Genomic DNA, 18,681 nt, shown 5'->3' on the forward strand with positions numbered 1-18,681 from the left:
ACGATCGATCCAGATTTCGCCGAGCGGGAAGATCGTTAAAAAACACTTAGGTGAGGTGCGAAAGTATGCAGGAATATCAACTTACTTTGAAAGATAAGCGAATCGTATGGGGGAAGGCTATCGATATTGAGCCGCTCATCGGCAAATATCCCAGCGACTCCATCAGACAAGGCGTAAACGCGGCCTTGGATTGGAGTTTGCCTGCCGGTGTATATCGGGCAAAAGAGGTTGTTATGGAGCTCGATAAGATGCTCGAGGCGATGCTGGTACAGCTTGGCGAACCGGTAAACAGCGATCCGGCGGTGCTCTTGGACAGCCTTCAGGCCAATTTGGCGATTTCCGGACGCGTGTCATCTTTGCCGCTGGGGCCATTGGCTCTTGAGGATCAAGCTGGCGCCGAGATTACGGCTCAGGCAGTGCGCATCGGCGAGCAATTGGTAAGCTGGGCCCGGGAGATTAATGCCGAGAAGAAGACGCTGGCTAAGTATGGGCCGGAAACGCTAGGCAAGTTGGAATTTCGCAGCCACTGTTATGGTCATGCCCTGATTCCGGAGGCTATTGCTCAGGTTTGGGGACCCTTCGGCGGCCCGCGGGTCATGCAGATTTATAATGAGTACCTGCATCAATTCGTTTTGCTGCGGGATGCCTTGCTTCCGTTCGCCAATTGGGAGGAAGTTCCGTTTGAAGTCAAGGAATATACGGAGTTCAAAGGGCTGCGTTTTCTGGAGCCGGCCCGGGAGAGCTTTTTAACGCAATTGCTCGGGAAAAAGTTGACGCACAAAGCGATCGTCCGGTATGCGCAAAGTGTGGTCAGTTCAGGGTTAACCAAAGCCGGTTACGGCTTCCAATACCGTCTGGGAACCGTCTTGCCGGCGGGTTTGGGGGAGCCGGCCGGTACGGCGGCGCGTTATCTGCTGAAGTGGCATCCGGTTAAAACGATACAGACAGAAGACACACAAGATTTGGCCGCGATTTCTTTCGATTATGAATATGAAGACTATTATGCCGCGCCGCGAAACGAGGCGGGAAAGGGTGCACCGGTGGACAAGACCGCGCTTCCTGTTTCCGGAGAGCTTTACGATGAACCATCCATCGCCCGGTTGCTGCCAAATAGGGAAGACGATCGAACAACCCTACGGTTCAGCCTGGAAATGGAAGGCCGTGAGTTTACGGTAGACCTCGGCCAGCTTTTTCGGGGACATCGGTTTTTATATCGGCCGCATGGTAACGACAATGCTGATGCCGCATTGGTGAAACGAACATCCATCGGCTTGCATCGGGCGATAGACATACTCTCGCATTCCGGATTGGTGACGAATACGGACGGCATCCACTTTATTCCGACCGGCGGAAATGAGCTTGTGTCATGGGCTTTGCTTGGGAAGCTGTATCCCGAAAATGTGGTTTTACTGGACACAGGGGATCAGGAGGAGCTGGAAGCGGCTTATGTTTCCGGCAAGGGGTTTGGAACACAGTTTTTGGTGCTGTAAGTCTAAAAAGGAGGATTGGTGGTCAAGAGGTGCCCTCTCAGGGTACCTCTTGACTAATTTTCTTTAGGCATGCTTAGGATTGGTGTTCGATACTTCATCGGGAAAGCTCTCGATATAGGTGGTGCCAAAATCGCATAACATCAAAAGCATGGGAGCCAATTGTTTGCCGAGCTCGGACAAATCATATTCCACTTTTGGCGGTGAAACCGGATAAACCTTGCGGATAATGAGTCCATCGCTTTCCAGCATTCTGAGCTGCATCGTAAGCATGCGTTGGGTCGCTTCAGGGAGCAGCCGCCGTAGTTCATTATACCGTATCGGGCCTTTGGCTAAGTGGTTTAAAATGGCGATTTTCCATTTCCCGCTGATTAAGCCGAGCACAATTTCCGAGGTACAGCGATAAGTTTCGTTTCTAAAGTTGATCATCTATCAACACATCCTTTTCAGAAGTATTGAAGTAAAATTTCTTCCTTAAGCTGAATTAAATTACGGATTGATCATTCCATATATTAAGTTGAAGCATGCTCCCTTGTCAAGGAGTTGTGGATCGATTAGTATAAAAATAATAAGGGGGGTCATCTTATGCCGCGAACGGGACGTCCACGCGCATTTAATCGAGACGAGGCAGTGGCTGCCGCCATGCTTCTGTTCTGGGAATACGGCTATGAATCCACTTCACTGGCGCAGTTGCGGGCGGGGATGGGAAATATATCGGCGGCGAGTTTTTACGCGGCGTTCGAATCCAAGGAAGCGCTATTCCGCGAAGCGGTGGATCGATATATATCGACTTATGGACATGTCTCGGAAATTTTCAGGGATACGAGCATATCTGCGAAAGAGGCCATGGAACTGGGATTGCGGCAATCAGCGCAGATGCAGACGGAGAACTCCCATCCTTTAGGTTGTCTGCTGGTTTTGTCCGCCGTAAATTGTTCTCCCGAGCAAAAGCACATCATGGAGATGCTGGCCAAGGAACGGGAGAGGGTCCGCGGTTGGCTGAATGATTGCATAGAACGGGCCGTAGCCAATGGGGAGTTGCCTGTATCCACGGATATTTCCATGGTGGTTATTTTATTTGAAACCTTTCTGCGAGGAATTTCGACACAAGCCCGGGACGGCGTTCCTTACGAGGTCATTGACGCAGCCATCACAGAGCTGATGAGCGTCTGGGATGCGTTAGCTGCCAAGGCGGGCTGACTTGGGAATTACCTGTATTAGAAATGAGGAGAGTACGATACTTCCATACACGGAACAACTTGGCCGTCTTCTCGGCAGCCAGCCAAGAGTTTCTGCAGCTATACTGGCTTCCTATTGTAAAGTTATTGCGTTATATGGTGGCCGTGAAGACGCTGCGGCACTTTTTAGGCTTTTTCGGGAGCAGCCCGGAAATTATAAATATGTTATGCTGCTCGACCCCGCGATGAGATGCGGCGATCTCAAGGAACGATCTGGAGAAGGTATTCTCGCAGCCGTTATTCCCTGAATTTTTGTCGGCGCTTTGCTTTAAGTTCAGTGGTTCTGACATCGTTCCGAGGTTGCTTGCTTGGGGAGATCGGGCTTCAACGGATTGTAATGCAGGACTCCTGATAGGCATTGCCGCATATGGGGAAAGTCAGCGGGAGTGCATTAAACAGATCTTGTGGAACCCAGGGTGGGAGTTGCATAGTATCGGGACCGGGAGTCATTGGTGGGCTTATGTATCCATGCAGATGGTGAAGCTGTCCTTCCATGAACTTATCTCGGATATTAAGAGAGCCGCCCCGCTGGAACATGAGAAACGTGAATGGGGAGAGGACAAGCAACTTATAGAGCATAAACTGCTCGTACTGCATGATTTGCTCGAGCTTAAGCTAAGCAGTCCACTAAGCCCGCTCGGTTTGTTCATGGAGCTCAAGAGGAATTACCGCAACTGTACACGGAGCTCTTCGAATGGAGCACCGAGCACCAGGATGATTCGCTAACCGGACGAATCAGCCATTACTTCGGGTATGATCATCCGCTTTCGGACAAGTATTTGCAGCTAAGCAAGAGGATGGAGGAGGGGATATTCCGCGAATTGGAACGTGGTATTCTTAACCCCGAGTGGGAAAACGATCAAGGTAATTTGAAGCAATTGTTATAGAAGTGATACCTGAATTTTGTAACAGAGGTGAATATACATGCTTTGGACTCCATTATTTGAAAATGATGTACCAGTAGCACTTCTCCGCCCTTAGTGGAGTTAAGGTAACTACTTCTCTCCGTTAGGGGCTTTTATTGACCTAAACTTAAAACGGAGGGTGCGAAAATTGAAAAACACATTGTTAGGTTCTATATATTTGGCAATAGCCGCCAGCATTTGGGGTGGAATGTATGTTGTTGTAAAGGTTGTAGTAGCTGCCATCCCTCCATTAGAGTTAGTATGGATGCGATATTTAGTAGCAATTATCGCACTGCTTTTTATCGGTTTCGTAAAAAAACTGTCCTGGAGAATTCATAGGCGTGACCTTCTATTAATCATTATCATTGGGATTATTGGCAATACGATTTCGATTGTTACGCAAGAAATAGGCACCAGTTTATCTTCGGCGCAAATGGGAGCGATTATTACTGCTTCGACACCTGCGTTTATGGTGGTTTTCGCCAGGCTGTTGCTGAAAGAACGGTTGGATTTCAAAAAGGGAATATCTGTGGCGTTAGCGACCATTGGAGTTTTCATGATTGTGGGAAACGGTCAGATTAGCATGTCTAATCAACTTGGAGGAATTTCGCTGCTTGTTGCTGCTTTAACATGGGCGCTAATGTCTGTTCTTTTAAAACGTGTTCCAAGCGATTACTCTCCCCTTGTGGTGACCACTTACTCCATCTTGGTTGCCATCATCATCTTGACTCCTTTTGTCTGGATGAATTTAGGCGAAGTTGATTTCTCGCAACTGACCCATCCGGCCATTTGGGGCGGGGTGTTATATTTGGGGATTATTTCAACCGCCTGTGCGTTTGTGCTTTGGAATCGCGGCTTACAAATGCTGAATGCTTCAAGCGGAGGGTTGTTTTTCTTTTTTCAACCGCTAGTCGGAACATGGCTTGGATGGCTTTTGTTAGGAGAAAGCATAGGCGGAACCTTTTGGGCAGGTTCAATATTGATTTTAGTTGGTGTTTTATTAGTTATCCGGGAAAAAAAGTAGAATAACACAAAAAGAAACCTGCGGATCACAAGTCCAAAGGTTTCTTTTTTTCAACTTCCTGCTCACAGGCTGCGGATCCAATCGGCTTGCGTGTCGATAAAACGGCATACGGCCGCGGATTTTCGCGTTTGGTCCTGAAGGACCGAAGCCGGACCGAGCCCGGTCTGATAGCGGTGCAGGAAGTGCAGGAAGACGTCCAGCTTGCGGAGCTGGAGCAGTTCGGGCAGCCGTTCCGACTCCTCTGCCTTCAGCGGGCGCACACTGCGGTAGCCGGCCAGCAGTTCTTTCACGACGGCTCTTGAGAGGCCGCCGGGAGCGGATAGCTGTTCGGCCAGGCAGACGGCGAGTTCCATCGCCCGGACGTCGCGGGTGGCGAACTCGAAGTCGAGCACGGCACGGATTTCTCCATCTTCCACCAGAACATTGGAGTAACGAAAAGTCGCCATGAATCCATTGCCGCTCCAAGCGGCGGATGGAATCGGCTTGACTGGACAACGAATCCAGCACGTCCAGCAGAAAGCCGGCCTCTCCCGCCAGCGCGGAGAGCGCCGGATCTGTCTTATAGAGGCGGCGGGCATTCGCTGCCGTTTCTTCCGTGTCCGGGCCGAGCAGCTCATCATATGACGGATAAGAGGGGGCGGCTTCAAGCAGCAGCCCCTCCATGGCCTGTGTGAGCTGGCCTACGACCCGCCCGTAGGCGTAAGACAGGTCGTGGCGGTAGGCCGCTGGTTTCACGCCGGGTAAGTAAGTGAACACGGCCGCCAGCTTTTCGTCCGGCGCGGCCGTCCAGGTTCCACCCTGCTCAGTGTAAAGCGGGCAAGGGATTTGAAACGGCAGCCCTTGCCGTGCCAGCAGGAGCAACAGCTCGTGTTCGGCCGCGAGCTTCAGGGTCGACCGATGATTCTCATAAATGCGCAGCACCTGAACCTGTCCGTCCTCCAGGACGATGTAGCGGGTGGTGTTGTTCTTGCCGCTGTCGCGCTCTTCGATCCGAAGGATGGAGGGCAGCGGATAAGCGGCCAGGATGGCTCGGTAGTAAGCTTGGTTTGTCGTATCCATGTGTTACAGGCTCCTTAAGTTGTTTCAGCAATCATTATATCATCAACTCTAATGGGCTAGTCGAATGGCGAACAAAAATGTGCTTTAATTGGCCCTACTCTGACCATTAATTGCAAATCATCAGACTGTTGAGAAACCCCGTTTCTAAAAGTTTGAACTCAGAATTCGAAATTTCCATTTAAAAACTTGGTCCTGAGATCGTTTTAAATCGATTTTTCTTTGCGAAGGCGAGGTCCACCACACAAAAATTTAAATTACTGACAAGTCTAAATACTTTCTCAACAGTCTGAGGTTTTACACTTAAACAGGCGTTGTGGCAGCATTTCCGGATAAGTAATTGTACTTTTTGCACCTATTCCATTCAACAACGGACCAACTGCTATGATTCATAGTGACACTATTCCATTTTGTAGTAGAATATGACTATAGTTCATATAGACTATTTCTAATTAAAAGTTTGTTAGGAATATGAACTGGTGAACGGGAATCATAATGGCTGAGGAAGGAGAATTTATTTGGAAGCAAGGTATTGTTCTTCATGCGGACAGCGTACAAGTTCGACAGCTCGCTTTTGTGAAAACTGTGGGAAACCTCTGGAGCAACAGGCTTATCAACAACAAACGCATCAAGGGCGAATGTATCAACTTCAAGCCCCCACTTGGAAAAATCACAAATCAAACCCTAATGATGTACCTGAACTTGAATGGTTAAGGTTGTATACCCACGGCGATAAATATGTTGAAAAATGGCGTAAAGATTCTAAATGGAGTTGGCCGGCTTTTCTTTTTTCGCCTATATGGTTCAGTTATCGAAAAATGTATGCCGAATGCGCGATATACATAGGAATCGCCGTCGTGCTAGGATTGTTTGAACTGTTATTGGGCTTCTCGCTTAGGTATGCGTTTACAGCAATCTTTATCTTAAACGGAATATTCGGAAACAAATTGTATTACCGCAAAGCCAAAAAAGAGATTGATCACATCCTTTTATTGCATGCAAATCCGGAAATTCGCCGTAATCTAATTCAACAAAAGGGTGGAACCTCCGGTTGGGGCATTGTTTTTGGAATGATTATGCTTCTAATTGGATCCATTATACTGGGATATTTGGAAGAGTTAACTCTTGCACAAGACAACTTGTGGCCCTATTAATTTCCAGATTAACTTCTGAAGTTCAAGTTTTCGTACCGATACTATCGCCCGCCGGAACTCTAACGGTTGTAGCAGTTGCTATTTTACGAAAAAAGCCCTTTTATAAATTCTAATGGTTGTGAGCGCCGTTATTTGCCTAATCTAAGCAATATTGGCCGGGTTTAAGTGAAATAAGCGCCATGGCAACCGTTAGAATCTGAAATCAACGTTTTTGGAACAAATAGCGGTTGTGGCAACCGTTAGAATGACGGCCACACTTGAAGAAGCTGCGAAAATATATAGTTTCGGGAATTGTGCTTTATTATTTACATACATACTGTATGTATGTTATTATTTAACCACTACAAATGAGAGGGGAGTTCATTGTGAAAATATCAAGTTTTTATTCCGTCATTTTAACAGAGGAAGTTGCCGCGACCGCCGCATTTTACATGGGGAACTTTGGATTTGAGAAGGTTTTTGAGGCGGACTGGTATATCAGCTTGAAAATGCCCGGCACGAACTTGCCGTTCGAGTTGGCGGTTCTCGACGCCGGCCATCCTACAATTCCAGAAGCATATCGGACAAAGGTGAAAGGGCTGATCCTTAACTTCGAGGTGGATGATGTTGATGCGGAATACGAGCGTCTCATTCACGGAGCCAAGCTTCCCCTGGAGCTTGATATCCGGAGTGAGGATTTTGGGCAACGGCATTTCATGATTTCCGATCCCAACGGGATATTGATAGATATCATAACCGTCATTCCTCCGACCAATGATTTTATCAGTCAATATGCTGAAGATATATGGGAATAAGGGGAACGGAAATGCTTTATAAATGGAGAACTGCATTATGAGAAGAAACAAGGTGGAGACTACGGAGACCATTCGAAAACTGATCGAAGTTGCCAGAGCACATTTTACAGCGTATGGATATGCGAATGCCGCATTGGAGTCGATCGTTCAAGAAGCGAATTTGACGCGGGGAGCGGTTTATCATCATTTTCGCAGCAAGAAGGAAATGTTTCGAGTCGTACTTGAAGATGTCCAGCGAGAGGTTGCCGAAAAAGTAGAGCAGGAAGCCTCAACAAGCGAAGATGTATGGCAGCAGCTTTACCTTGGTTGCCGTGCATTCATTTTGGCCGCTGTTGAGGAGCGGAATAGGCGAATTATGTTGATAGACGGCCCGGCGATTCTAGGCTGGGAAGTTTGGCGTGAAATGGATAAAAACCATTCTATGCGTTTGTTGAGGGGCCAGCTTGGAATTATGCAGGATCAGGGGTACCTTAGAAAGGTTCCCCTTGATGTTATGACACATTTTATTTCAGGCGGATTGAACGAGACGGCACTTTGGCTCGCCAACGAATCCTCTCAGCCGAATGCGTTGGATGAAACCATGCAAACTCTTACTGTATTCTTGGAAGGATTTAAACAAAGTACGAATCTTTCCTGATTGCGTAGAGACCCGCAACTTGAAAACCCTCGTTCCCGACTTCTAGGAACGAGGGTTTATCATAGCTAGTTAAGACTTGGCCCGTGCCGCTTTCATCGCCGCCGTTTCTTCCTCATTCGGCCCGTATACGCCCGGTGCCGCCAGTCCTGCCTGACGCATCAATATCGTGATTTGAGCGCGGTGGTGAATCTGATGGCGAACGAGCGTATTCAATACACCGGCAACGGTGGTGTCCATGAAGCCGAACAGCTTAATCGGCTCTTGCAGCTTGTCGTCCTTATCCGCCCAGTTTGCGCTTATTTCCGCTATTGCCGACTCGCTTGCACGGCGGTAGGCCTCTGCGATAGCTGACGCGGAACCGCTTTCCACCGTGGGAATCTCCTGCTTCAGCCCGACTTGGTTAAAAAATACGCCGACGCTCTGAGCGACATGCCAGGCGATTTCGCCAAGCGTACGCGGCTGTGCCTCCGACACCGCCTGATTCAACGAAGTATCTGTCAGTTTGTCCAATACCTGCAGCGTAAGTGATGCTTCCCGCTCCCAATCGTTAAGAAACCCTTTGACAGTTGTATACATTTGCCGCACTCTCCCATTCATGAAAGTTTAATAGGTTGCTCCTTAAGTCCCTACAGCTTTCCCAAAAGTAGCCTACTTTACTATTTTACTAAAGTTAGGAAATTGTTCAAATGCCATGAATCCATCCCCGAAGTCGAGGAACGCATTCAGTACAAAAAACCGCATTTTCTGAAAAATGGTCATTACGCGGCGGTGATCTCGCCCTCCAAGGATGCGATTGCGTTCATGATTATGAATGCAGGCGGTCTGGAGTTTCCCAAAGGATTCGAAGGCCCGGCTGAACGGAAGTGGCTGAAAATACGCGAAGGCGATACACCTGACTATGTGATGTTGGCCCGGCTATTGCTACAGGCATCCAGCACGTTGTAGCAAAGCAAACCGAACATGATAATTTCCAACCGTGTTGGCCGAAACCGGTTCGAAACGACGCAATCCCCAAAAACTCGCAGGAACACCGTCCTGGGAGTTTTTTGTGCGTTTGGCAGCGTACCATAATTTTATATTGACTGAACGTTCACCCTATAATAAAATCACTTTGTAAGGTAGCATCAATTGGAGATGGAGGGATGGCAAATGGATTTATATTACGAGATCAGCGGGAGTGGAAAGCCGGTTGTGCTCCTTCACAGTGGCGGTGCGGATTTACGGGATTGGACTTATGTCGCGCCTCTTTTGGCAAAGCATTATAAGGTAGTTGCTTTTGACGGCCGCGGCGCCGGGAAGTCTCCATCGCCCGTAGAACCGGCAAATTATGTTGCAGACCTGCTGGCTCTGCTCGATCATCTGGAGATCAGGCAAGCAGCGTTGATCGGTCATTCGATGGGCGGCCAGATCGCCGCAGATTTTGCGTTGGAACATCCCGACCGGGTATCGGAACTCGTTCTTGTCGGTCCCTCACTGTCGGGTTTTCAATTATCTCAGGAATTTCAGGAATGGATGATAAGGATCAACGAGGCCTTTCCAGACCTTGATAAGGTCATTGAGCTTTCATTCGATGCTCCGTCATATCGCATCATTAAATCCAGCCCGCATTGGGAATTGTTGCTTGACATGTTCCGGCACCATTTGCAGAAAATGACGGAATGGGGCAGCTTTGAATCGGTATGGCCAGAGCCGCCGGCTATTGAAAGGTTGGGGGACATGAGGGGGAGGACAATGCTTGTGATCGGCGACGAAGAACTGCCGGATAACCTTCGTGTGGCTGAATGTTACGGGGAAATCCCTGATTTTCACAAGATTACGATCCCCGGTGCGGATCATATGGTTACATTAACCCATCCTGATGAACTGTGCCGCCAAATCATCCGTTTTTTGGGAGGGGAGAGTCATGCCGCGCACACCGGAGGAAAATGAGCGCATTCGGCAGATTTCCAAAGAGAAAATTCTTATGACCGCTATGGAGTTGTTCATGAAGCGGGGATATCATGCTACGTCCATTGACGATGTAGCCAAACATGCGGGCGTATCCAAAGGTCTGCTTTATAATTATTACAAAGGGAAAGAAGAGCTGCTTGCGACCATGGTGGAGGCCAGAATCAATGAGTTGGTTGAGGTCATGGATGCTGCGGCTTCTAAAGAGACGCCTTCCGAGCAGCTTAAACATATTGCAGAAGGAGCACTCGATAATGTCAAGGAAAAACCGGAGGTATTCCGGTTTTATCTTCATTTACAGACACAACCTGAATCCGACGCAGTGTTGGTAAAATACAGTAAACGATTGATCGAGGAAAGCGCTAGACAGTTCAACTTGCAATGTGAGATGTTCCAAAACTTGGGGGTCAAAGAGCCGAGAAAACGGTCATTGTATTTTTCCTCTGTGCTTCAAGGCATTATGTTGATGATCTCCACCTATCCGGAGCAGTTCCCTATTGAAGAGATCAAGGCACAGATTATTCGGGAATTTTGCGTGTGATGCAGTTAGGGTTTGTAATATTCATCGTCCTAAAAAAGGTTCATGGCGCAGGTTAACGTCATGAACCTTTTTGTCATGTGCATGTCAGCAAAGCCTTGGCCGAAAGCAAATTGTATGTCCAACAATTCGACAAGCTTCCTCCACGTTATACGCCCCTGATTTTCCGAAAAATTCAGAAATTATCAGAAAAATTTAGAAAGAAGTAGAAAAATCCAGAAATAAATAGTAATTATTAGAAAAGTTTATTTATATTGGCGCATATGCCATGATACATATCTGAATTTAGGTATTTGAAAGTTGAGTAAAATCGGTATTAGGACTAAGATAAAACTGCTATTAATACCAATTAAAGGAAGAAAGAAGGCCATCGAATATGATGAACAACGCAAGGTCGTCATGCTCACCATTCCACGCGCTGTGATCTGCCCGCATGCTCTACAACTTAAAAGCGTATTCTGCAGAAATCACGAATTGAAGTGCAGTCATGGTTGTTTTGTGTTTTAAAAACAGCGAAAGGAATGTGAGTTTTCGTGAAAAAAGTTGCATTAGTAAGCCCATTGAGAACGGCGGTCGGCTCCTTTAACAAAACCCTTGCGCCTTTAAGCGCTCCCGAGCTGGGAGCCAACGTGATGACAGCATGCCTTCAGCAAAGCAAAGTAGAACCTGCTTTCATTGATCAAATTTTTATGGGGAATGTTCTTCAGGCGGGCGTTGGCCAAAATCCTGCGAGACAGGCGGCGCTAAAAGCCGGGATCCCCATTGATATACCCGCAACAACGATAAACACGGTTTGCGGCTCAGGACTTCATGCTATCGCTTTAGCCTATGATTCCATATTGGCGGAACAAAGCAACATCGTATTGGCCGGTGGCATGGAGAGCATGTCGAACGCTCCTTACCTGCTAAGGAAGGCAAGAAACGGCTATAAACTTGGCCACAGTGAATTGGTGGACGCCCTGGTGGCCGACGGCCTTACGTGCCCGGTCAATAAATACCATATGGGAATTACCGCGGAGAATGTTGCCGAGAAATACGGAATTTCCAGACTGGAGCAGGATGTTTTTGCCTATGAAAGCCAAATCAAGGCCGCAGAGGCAAAAAACAAGAAGGTTTTTGCCGAACAGATCGTTCCGGTCATGATCCAAAACAAAAAAGAAACGATTTATTTCTCGGAGGATGAACACGTAAGAGCAGATACCACCCCAGAAAAACTTGCTCAATTAAAACCTGCCTTTAAGGAAAACGGTACGGTTACCGCCGGAAATGCTTCAGGAATCAATGATGGTGCGGCGGCTGCGCTGGTGATGTCGGAGGACAAATGCAGGGAACACGCGTTAAAACCGCTGGCCTATATTAAAGGTTATTCGCTGGTTGGCGTTGACCCAGCCTATATGGGAATCGGTCCGGTAAAAGCTATTTCCTCACTTCTTAAGCGCCAGAAATTATCCCTCGATGCTATTGATCTTTTTGAAATTAATGAAGCCTTCGCCTCACAATCATTAGCGGTATTAAAAGAGCTTGGGGTGAGTCCGGAGAAAGTGAATGTCAATGGCGGCGCCATCGCGATCGGACATCCTGTCGGTGCAAGCGGGGCCAGGGTATTGGTGACGCTGGTTCATGAAATGGTACGAAGATCTTCGCGTTACGGCATAGCCTCATTATGCATCGGAGCGGGAATGGGAATCGCGATGCTGGTTGAAAATGCCCTCAGCTAAAAAAGCCTACCTCTAAAAAGGAGAGATCACGATGAATCAAAAAGAAATCCTTTCCCTGCAATCGATGCCTGCGGCCAGCGCCAGTTATGGACGCCCGCCATGCCGTTTCATCAACCGGGAATTTTTCATTATTACCTATGAATCCGATCCCGCTGCGATTAGACAGGCGGTCCCGGAACCGCTTGAGCCGGATGGCAGCAATACCGTTTCGTATGAATGGATCAAGATGCCCGATTCATCCGGTTTGGGCAGTTACGAGGAAAGCGGTATTGTCATTCCGTGTATTTTTCAGGGAGAACCGTGCAATTTTGTCGCCCAAATGTATTTGGATAACGCGCCAGCTATTCTCGGGGGCCGGGAAATCTGGGGATTTCCGAAAAAATGGGCGAAACCTCACCTCAGAGTTGAAGATACCGAGACGCTGACGGGAACATTGCATTATAATAACGTCCTGGTAGCCATGGGAACGATGCCTTTCAAATATCACGTTCTTGATGCAGAGGAAACGGCTAAATCCATCGCCAAAACCCAGGTTAATTTAAAATTAATTCCCGATGTTGACGGTACCCCGAAAATTGCTCAATTAGCGGCGTATAATCTCGAGGACATCACGGTAAAAGGCGCCTGGTCAGGGCCGGCCAGATTAAGCCTGACCCCCCATGTGAACGCACCTGTAGCCGACTTGCCGGTGAAAGCTTATGTTGGCGGAAAACATTTTATCGCCGATTTAACGCTGCCGTATGCAAGAGTCATCCACGATTATCTTCAATAAAGTTTGCTTTTCCTAAAAAATAGACAAGGTGGGAGAAACATGTTAAACAAAGTTATCTCCGCGGAAGAAGCCGTTAAGAAGGTGAAAGACGGAGACACGGTGATGGTCGGCGGGTTTTTGGCCGGGGGTTACCCGGAGGATTTGGTGCGTGCGCTGGTCGACAGCAATTCCGCCGGCAATCTTACCCTTATTTCCAATGACACGGGCACAGCGGAGTTATCTATCTATGAGCTTGTAAAAAGCGGCAGAGTAAAGCGGATTTTTGCCTCCTACATCGGCGCCAATCCGGAAACGGGGAGGCTCCTGATGACAAAAGAGGCAGATGTGCAGCTCTTCCCGCAAGGCACGCTCGCGGAAAAAATCCGCGCAGGAGGAGCGGGATTGGGCGGTGTTTTAACACCTGTAGGTGTAGGTACCGTTGTCGAGGAAGGAAAACAGAAGTTGGAAATTGACGGCAGAGATTATTTGCTCGAACTGCCGCTCAAAGCGGACGTGGCGCTAATTCGCGCCCATAAGGCGGATGAAGCGGGGAATTTGGTCATCAACGGCTCTTCACGCAATTTCAATCTGATTATGGCTACGGCGGCCGAGTATGTCATTGCGCAGACGGACGAGTACGTAAAGGCGGGGGAAATTGACCCCAATCATGTCAACGTTCCCGGAATATTTGTCGATGCGATTGTAAAGGTGGGAGAAAACGTATGAATAACCGTGAATTAATCGTTAGAAGAATAGCCCAGGAATTCAAAAACGGCGACGTGGTCAACCTTGGAATCGGCATGCCCACCATGGCGGTGGACTATATCCCGGACAACGTGCATATTACGCTGCAGGCTGAGGACGGAATCGTCGGCGTAGGACCTAAAGCGGCTCAGGGAAAAGAAAGACTCGATTGCATCGACGCGGGCGGGAACTATGTTACAACCGTGAAAGGAGCTTGTTTTATTGACAGTGCGCTTTCTTTTTCCATCATCCGCGGCGGGCATGTGGATATCACTGTATTGGGCGCCCTGGAGGTTGACGAGAAGGGCAACCTTGCCAGTTGGATGATTCCGGGGAAAAAGGTGCCGGGCATGGGTGGAGCCATGGACTTGGTGGTCGGAGCCAAACGGGTGATTGTGGCCATGGAGCATGTGAACAAAGAAGGGGCGCCGAAAATCCTGAAGCAATGCAAGCTGCCCCTGACCGCTGTAAATGTCGTAAAAACCATAGTAACCGAAATGGCTGTCATCGATGTGATTCCGGGCAAAGGGCTGATGCTGAAAGAAATTGCCCCGGGTTTGACGGTGGAAGACGTGCAGAAGGTTACCGAGGCTGAGCTGATGGTTTCACCGCATTTGAAGGCGATTGCCGTGTAAAGGTTATAGGAACGGAACAAGTCCTTGAGGGAAGAAGCTTCCCAGGGGGCTTGTTCTTTTTTTGAGCATTGGGCAACCCTCTCGACACCAGAGGCAAAAAGAGTTATACTGACGTTGAATTAATAGAGAGAGTCTCGGTTTATTAATTTTAAGGAGCGATGAAATATGGCACGAACCGTCAAGGAACAGGAATACGTCAAGAAAAGGAACGATATTCTTGATGCGGCGCAGCAGCTCATTCATACCAAAGGCTATGAACGGATGACGATCCAGGATATTTTGAACGAACTGAAAATTTCCAGCGGGGCATTTTATCACTATTTCGGCTCGAAACCGGCGGTGCTGGACGCGTTCATCGAACGGATCCGGGAAATGACGGAGCGGCCGCTGCTCCCGATCATCCACGACGATAAGCTGACCGCCCTCCAGAAGCTGCAAGGCTTTTTCGATACGATCGATCGGCTGAGGTCGGAGCACAAGGATGATGTCGTAAAGCTCGGACAGGTATGGTACGCCGACGAAAACGCCATTGTCCGGCAGAAGGTGGGAGAGGCGGTTCGCGGGCAGCGCGCGCCGCTGCTTGCGGAAATCGTTCATCAGGGTGTCCGGGAAGGCATCTTCACAACGGCTTACCCCGATCAGGCCGGCGAAGTGATTTTGTCGCTGCTGGAGGGGATGAGCAACACCCATGCCAAGCTGCTGTTTTCACTCGAGGAGGGACCAGATCAGCAGAGCGTAATCGAACGCATCGTAGGCACGCATTGCGCCTATATGGAGGCGATCGAACGTGTGTTGGGCGCGCCCCCACAAGCGCTATACCGATTGGACGCCGCTGCGGGAAAGTTCTGGGTCAAGGCGGAGGAACATTGATCGAACCTACAAGGTGGATTGTGTAAGAGGTTGTTCAAAAAGTCGTCTTCCCAGGACGAAGCTGTTCGAGGAGTGGATTCGACATCGAATCTTGAATTCAGCCGGGCCTTCCGTTGCTCACGTACCCAAAACGTACGCTCCGCTACTCAGTCCCTAGCTTAATCCAACCTTCTCGGTCCTGAAAACCCGACTTTTTGAACACGCACTATAAGGAACAATCCGGAAAGGGTACGGTGAACCCGTATGTTTATGGAAATTGACAATCTGAGAAAAAGCTACACGTCGGGAACAGTGAAGACCGAAGTATTGAAGGGGATCGGGATGCAGATGGACAAAGGAGAAATCGGCGTCATTCTCGGGCCGTCCGGTTCCGGAAAATCGACCTTAATGAACATTCTCGGCGGCATTGACCGCGGCGACAGCGGCAGCGTTATCGTCGATGGGACCATGGTGCATGGCTTGAACGACGGCAAGCTGACCGATTACCGGCGTGAGCAGATCGGCTTTGTGTTTCAATTCTACAACCTCGTACCGAATCTGACGGTGGCGGAGAACATCGAAGCCGTTTCCCATATTAGCCGGTCGGCTCTCAATATCGACGAAGTGTTAATGGCGGTTGGGCTGCGGGACAAAAAACGCCGTTTTCCGAGAGAGCTAAGCGGCGGCGAGCAGCAGCGGGTGTCGATCGCGCGGGCGATTGTCAAAAATCCGCAACTGCTGCTGTGCGACGAGCCGACCGGCGCGCTCGACTACGATACGTCCCGCAGTATCCTGCAATTGCTGCAGAAGGTCAATGCGCAATACGGAACGACGATTTTGATGATCACCCACAACACGGCGATTGCGGATATGGCGAACAAGGTGTTTAAGCTGCGGAGCGGAGAAATCGTAGAAGAGTCGGTTAATGCGTCTCCAGTTTCGGCGGAAAGGGTGGAGTGGTGATGATGCTTGTCAAAAAAGCGCTTCGCACGATTTCCGAAAACAAGGCGCAATACGTAGGTTCCATGTTTCTGATTGCGGTTAGCTGCATGATTATGGTCATGATGAACCTGGTATCCGCGAATTTGGACCGGACATTTTCTGCGCTTAAGTCCAACAATGTGATGAGCGATGCCGAAGTTTACCTTGACGGTGATTTTGATATGGCCAGTATGGAAAGCCGCTTCAATGCGAAAATCGAGCAAAGCGGCGTTGCGGACAACGAGTTTCTGCCCGGGCAAACTTTAAGAATTTACAGCTTCAACAACAAGGTCAATATCCCGGTTATCGCAAGCGGCAAAGCGCCCGGCAAGGGAGAAATTCTGCTTGATGCGCTTTTTGCCAAAACCAATGGCTATGAAATCGGCGACACTTTGCGTATCGGTGACAAAGAGTACAGTTATGCCGGAAATATGATGCTGCCTAACTATATCTACATCGCCAAGTCCAAGGAGGAGCTGATCCGGGATCCCAAAACCTTCGGACTGGCCGTAGTGGGGAAGGACGATTTTGTGAATGTTCCCAAGGCGGCTTCCTTTTATGCCGTTAAGTTTAACAACTCCGCGGGCATCAAGACTCAAGAAACGGCAATGAAAAACGCCCTTCGGGAGCAAGGCATTAAAATCGTAAACTGGGAAAACACTGCGAAAAATTACAAGGTGTCTTATGTGCCGATGGAAATCAAACTGCTCGGCAATTTAAGCGTCCTGGTCCCTTCTGTGATTTTGCTGCTGACCTGTGTGTTGACGGGGATTTTGATGTGGCGGTTGATCCAGCGCGAGTCGGTCATCATCGGCACTTTGTATGCATTGGGTTATCGGAAAAAAGAGCTTCTGCGGCACTATCTCGTATTTCCGCTGATTGTGGCGGGAACCGGAGCGGTGACGGGCACGGCTCTGGGAGCATGGTTGGCGAACCCGATGTTCGATTTTTTGCTTGCGGCGTTCCCGATGCCCAAGGAGCCGTCTTTATATCGTCCGGGGATATTTCTGTGCAGTTTGTTGCTGCCGCTTGCAGCGCTTGGCATCTGCACGTTTATGGTCATCAACAAGGTGCTGAAAACCGATCCGGCACAATTGATGAAAGGCGGCAAGACCAGCAAACTGAACGTTATTGAGCGCTCGCTTCGCTTGGATACGCTCAAATTCGGGATGAAGTTTCAAATCCGTCAGCAAGCCAGAAGTATTTCAAGAACGATATTTCTGCTGTTTGGCGTTATGGTGGCGACCATGCTGCTGCAATACGGGCTGACCATGAAAAGCTCGGTCGATTATTTGCTGAACGAAGGCATAAGCAAATTGTATAATTTGAAATACGAATACGTCTTTACGGAGCATCGGAGGGGAGCGCCTCCCGAAGGGACGGAGCAGTTCAATACGATTTATGCGGTCATGGACGATGAAGCGGAAACCAGCTTCTACATCACCGGTCTTCCCGAAAATTCCACCCGCATCGTCATGAACGATTTGCAAGGCAACAGACTGGCTCCCGACAAAGTGACCGTAACCATGCCGCTGGTGCAAAAGCTGGGTCTTGCTATCGGTGACACGATAAGCTTCTATAATTATGACGACGGCAAAAAATACTCGTTGAAGATTGAAGAAATCGCGGATACCTATGCGGGCGAGTTTATCTTTATGCCGCTTAAAAAGCTTAACACCATGCTGGACTTGCCTTCGGACGCCTATGTCGGCATTTTTAGCGATACGCCGCTAAGCTTCTCCAAAGATGAGCTCAAAAGCACAAAATCAATCGAGGCGATTAAAGCGGGCTTTGGCTCTTTAATCGATCAAATGGGCGGGATGATATACGGTCTAACCGCATCGGCGTTTGTCATGGGATTGGTGATCCTTTACATTGTCACCGGTCTTGTGGTTGACGAGAATAAAGGAACGATTTCGCTGTTCAAGGTACTGGGATACAAGAGAAAGGAAATTAACAGGCTGATTCTGAACAGCAATACCTGGATTGTCATTATCGGCTATATCTTAGGCGTACCTTTGCTAGTAGGCTCGATCAGCGCTATGTACCAATCGCTGGCCGTAAGCTTGCAGATCGTCATTCCAGCAAAGCTGAACATCTGGTACATTTTGCTGGGATTTGTGATCGTTATGCTGACCTTTGAGGTTGCCAAGCTGATGAGCCGCAGGAAGATCGACCGTATATCCATGGGCGAGGCGCTTAAGGCGGGGACGGAATAAGAGG

20 protein-coding genes and 1 pseudogene are annotated in these 18,681 nt (G+C 48.8%); 17 read left to right on the forward strand and 4 right to left on the reverse strand.

Going from position 1 to position 18,681, the window contains the following annotated elements; translation table 11 throughout:
• Positions 1-65 precede the first annotated feature (65 nt).
• Positions 66-1,490, forward strand: coding sequence for a hypothetical protein (locus ACLD72_RS22605; protein WP_411002874.1), 1,425 nt, complete (start codon positions 66-68; stop codon positions 1,488-1,490).
• A gap of 63 nt (positions 1,491-1,553) precedes the next feature.
• Here ACLD72_RS22605 and ACLD72_RS22610 read toward each other — a convergent pair whose 3' ends face one another.
• Positions 1,554-1,916, reverse strand: a complete 363-nt coding sequence (locus tag ACLD72_RS22610; protein ID WP_411002875.1) for a winged helix-turn-helix transcriptional regulator — start codon at positions 1,914-1,916, stop codon at positions 1,554-1,556.
• Positions 1,917-2,072: 156 nt separating this feature from the next.
• On the opposite strand from ACLD72_RS22610, the gene ACLD72_RS22615 reads away from it, so the two are divergent.
• The 3 genes from ACLD72_RS22615 to ACLD72_RS22625 all read left to right on the forward strand — a co-directional run bounded on the left by ACLD72_RS22615 (position 2,073) and on the right by ACLD72_RS22625 (position 4,654).
• A complete protein-coding gene (locus tag ACLD72_RS22615; RefSeq protein ID WP_411002876.1) occupies positions 2,073-2,687 on the forward strand; it encodes a TetR/AcrR family transcriptional regulator in 615 nt (204 codons plus the stop codon).
• A gap of 461 nt (positions 2,688-3,148) precedes the next feature.
• Positions 3,149-3,451: a hypothetical protein gene (locus ACLD72_RS22620; protein WP_458476167.1), complete on the forward strand. Its 303-nt coding sequence runs from the start codon at positions 3,149-3,151 to the stop codon at positions 3,449-3,451.
• Positions 3,452-3,778: 327 nt separating this feature from the next.
• Positions 3,779-4,654 carry a DMT family transporter gene (locus ACLD72_RS22625; protein ID WP_411002879.1) on the forward strand — a complete coding sequence of 292 codons (876 nt, stop codon included), beginning with the start codon at positions 3,779-3,781 and terminating at the stop codon, positions 4,652-4,654.
• A gap of 62 nt (positions 4,655-4,716) precedes the next feature.
• On the opposite strand, the gene ACLD72_RS22630 is transcribed toward ACLD72_RS22625, so the two are convergent.
• Both ACLD72_RS22630 and ACLD72_RS22635 read right to left on the reverse strand, forming a co-directional pair.
• Positions 4,717-5,100 carry a phosphotransferase gene (locus tag ACLD72_RS22630; protein ID WP_411002880.1) on the reverse strand — a complete coding sequence of 128 codons (384 nt, stop codon included), beginning with the start codon at positions 5,098-5,100 and terminating at the stop codon, positions 4,717-4,719.
• Between the two features lie 49 nt (positions 5,101-5,149).
• Positions 5,150-5,713, reverse strand: a pseudogene (locus tag ACLD72_RS22635) (phosphotransferase); the annotation flags it as partial.
• Positions 5,714-6,228: 515 nt separating this feature from the next.
• Here ACLD72_RS22635 and ACLD72_RS22640 point away from each other — a divergent pair.
• The 3 genes from ACLD72_RS22640 to ACLD72_RS22650 all read left to right on the forward strand — a co-directional run bounded on the left by ACLD72_RS22640 (position 6,229) and on the right by ACLD72_RS22650 (position 8,295).
• Entirely contained in the window at positions 6,229-6,864 is a 636-nt protein-coding gene (locus ACLD72_RS22640) for a DUF2628 domain-containing protein (RefSeq protein WP_411002882.1), read from the forward strand.
• A 365-nt stretch (positions 6,865-7,229) separates the two neighbouring features.
• Entirely contained in the window at positions 7,230-7,658 is a 429-nt protein-coding gene (locus ACLD72_RS22645; protein WP_411002883.1) for a VOC family protein, read from the forward strand.
• 37 nt (positions 7,659-7,695) lie between these two features.
• Entirely contained in the window at positions 7,696-8,295 is a 600-nt protein-coding gene (locus ACLD72_RS22650) for a TetR/AcrR family transcriptional regulator (RefSeq protein ID WP_411002884.1), read from the forward strand.
• 69 nt (positions 8,296-8,364) lie between these two features.
• On the opposite strand, the gene ACLD72_RS22655 is transcribed toward ACLD72_RS22650, so the two are convergent.
• The gene (locus ACLD72_RS22655; RefSeq protein WP_411002885.1) at positions 8,365-8,871 is read right to left on the reverse strand and encodes a DinB family protein; all 507 of its coding nucleotides are present in this window, start codon (positions 8,869-8,871) and stop codon (positions 8,365-8,367) included.
• A gap of 102 nt (positions 8,872-8,973) precedes the next feature.
• On the opposite strand from ACLD72_RS22655, the gene ACLD72_RS22660 reads away from it, so the two are divergent.
• From ACLD72_RS22660 to ACLD72_RS22705, 10 genes are all read left to right on the forward strand, one after another.
• On the forward strand, positions 8,974-9,240 hold the full coding sequence (locus ACLD72_RS22660) for a DUF1801 domain-containing protein (protein ID WP_411002886.1): 267 nt from the start codon (positions 8,974-8,976) through the stop codon (positions 9,238-9,240).
• Positions 9,241-9,444: 204 nt separating this feature from the next.
• Positions 9,445-10,224, forward strand: a complete 780-nt coding sequence (locus ACLD72_RS22665) for an alpha/beta fold hydrolase (protein ID WP_411002887.1) — start codon at positions 9,445-9,447, stop codon at positions 10,222-10,224.
• Positions 10,199-10,783, forward strand: a complete 585-nt coding sequence (locus tag ACLD72_RS22670; RefSeq protein ID WP_411002888.1) for a TetR/AcrR family transcriptional regulator — start codon at positions 10,199-10,201, stop codon at positions 10,781-10,783. The genes ACLD72_RS22665 and ACLD72_RS22670 overlap by 26 nt, the downstream gene beginning before the upstream one ends.
• 530 nt (positions 10,784-11,313) lie before the next feature.
• Positions 11,314-12,498: an acetyl-CoA C-acetyltransferase gene (locus ACLD72_RS22675; protein WP_411002889.1), complete on the forward strand. Its 1,185-nt coding sequence runs from the start codon at positions 11,314-11,316 to the stop codon at positions 12,496-12,498.
• Positions 12,499-12,529: 31 nt separating this feature from the next.
• On the forward strand, positions 12,530-13,270 hold the full coding sequence (locus tag ACLD72_RS22680; RefSeq protein ID WP_411002890.1) for an acetoacetate decarboxylase: 741 nt from the start codon (positions 12,530-12,532) through the stop codon (positions 13,268-13,270).
• 39 nt (positions 13,271-13,309) lie between these two features.
• On the forward strand, positions 13,310-13,975 hold the full coding sequence (locus tag ACLD72_RS22685; protein ID WP_411002891.1) for a CoA transferase subunit A: 666 nt from the start codon (positions 13,310-13,312) through the stop codon (positions 13,973-13,975).
• Entirely contained in the window at positions 13,972-14,628 is a 657-nt protein-coding gene (locus tag ACLD72_RS22690) for a 3-oxoacid CoA-transferase subunit B (RefSeq protein WP_251585730.1), read from the forward strand. The genes ACLD72_RS22685 and ACLD72_RS22690 overlap by 4 nt, the downstream gene beginning before the upstream one ends.
• A 165-nt stretch (positions 14,629-14,793) precedes the next feature.
• Positions 14,794-15,498, forward strand: a complete 705-nt coding sequence (locus ACLD72_RS22695; RefSeq protein WP_411002892.1) for a TetR/AcrR family transcriptional regulator — start codon at positions 14,794-14,796, stop codon at positions 15,496-15,498.
• A gap of 243 nt (positions 15,499-15,741) precedes the next feature.
• Positions 15,742-16,440 (forward strand): ABC transporter ATP-binding protein, encoded by a 699-nt coding sequence (locus tag ACLD72_RS22700; RefSeq protein WP_411002893.1) that lies wholly within the window; start codon positions 15,742-15,744, stop codon positions 16,438-16,440.
• The gene (locus ACLD72_RS22705) at positions 16,440-18,677 is read left to right on the forward strand and encodes an ABC transporter permease (RefSeq protein WP_411002894.1); all 2,238 of its coding nucleotides are present in this window, start codon (positions 16,440-16,442) and stop codon (positions 18,675-18,677) included. Before ACLD72_RS22700 ends, ACLD72_RS22705 begins: the two co-directional genes overlap by 1 nt.
• The last annotated feature ends 4 nt before the right edge of the window (positions 18,678-18,681 follow it).

Source organism: Paenibacillus lacisediminis (genome assembly GCF_046567315.2).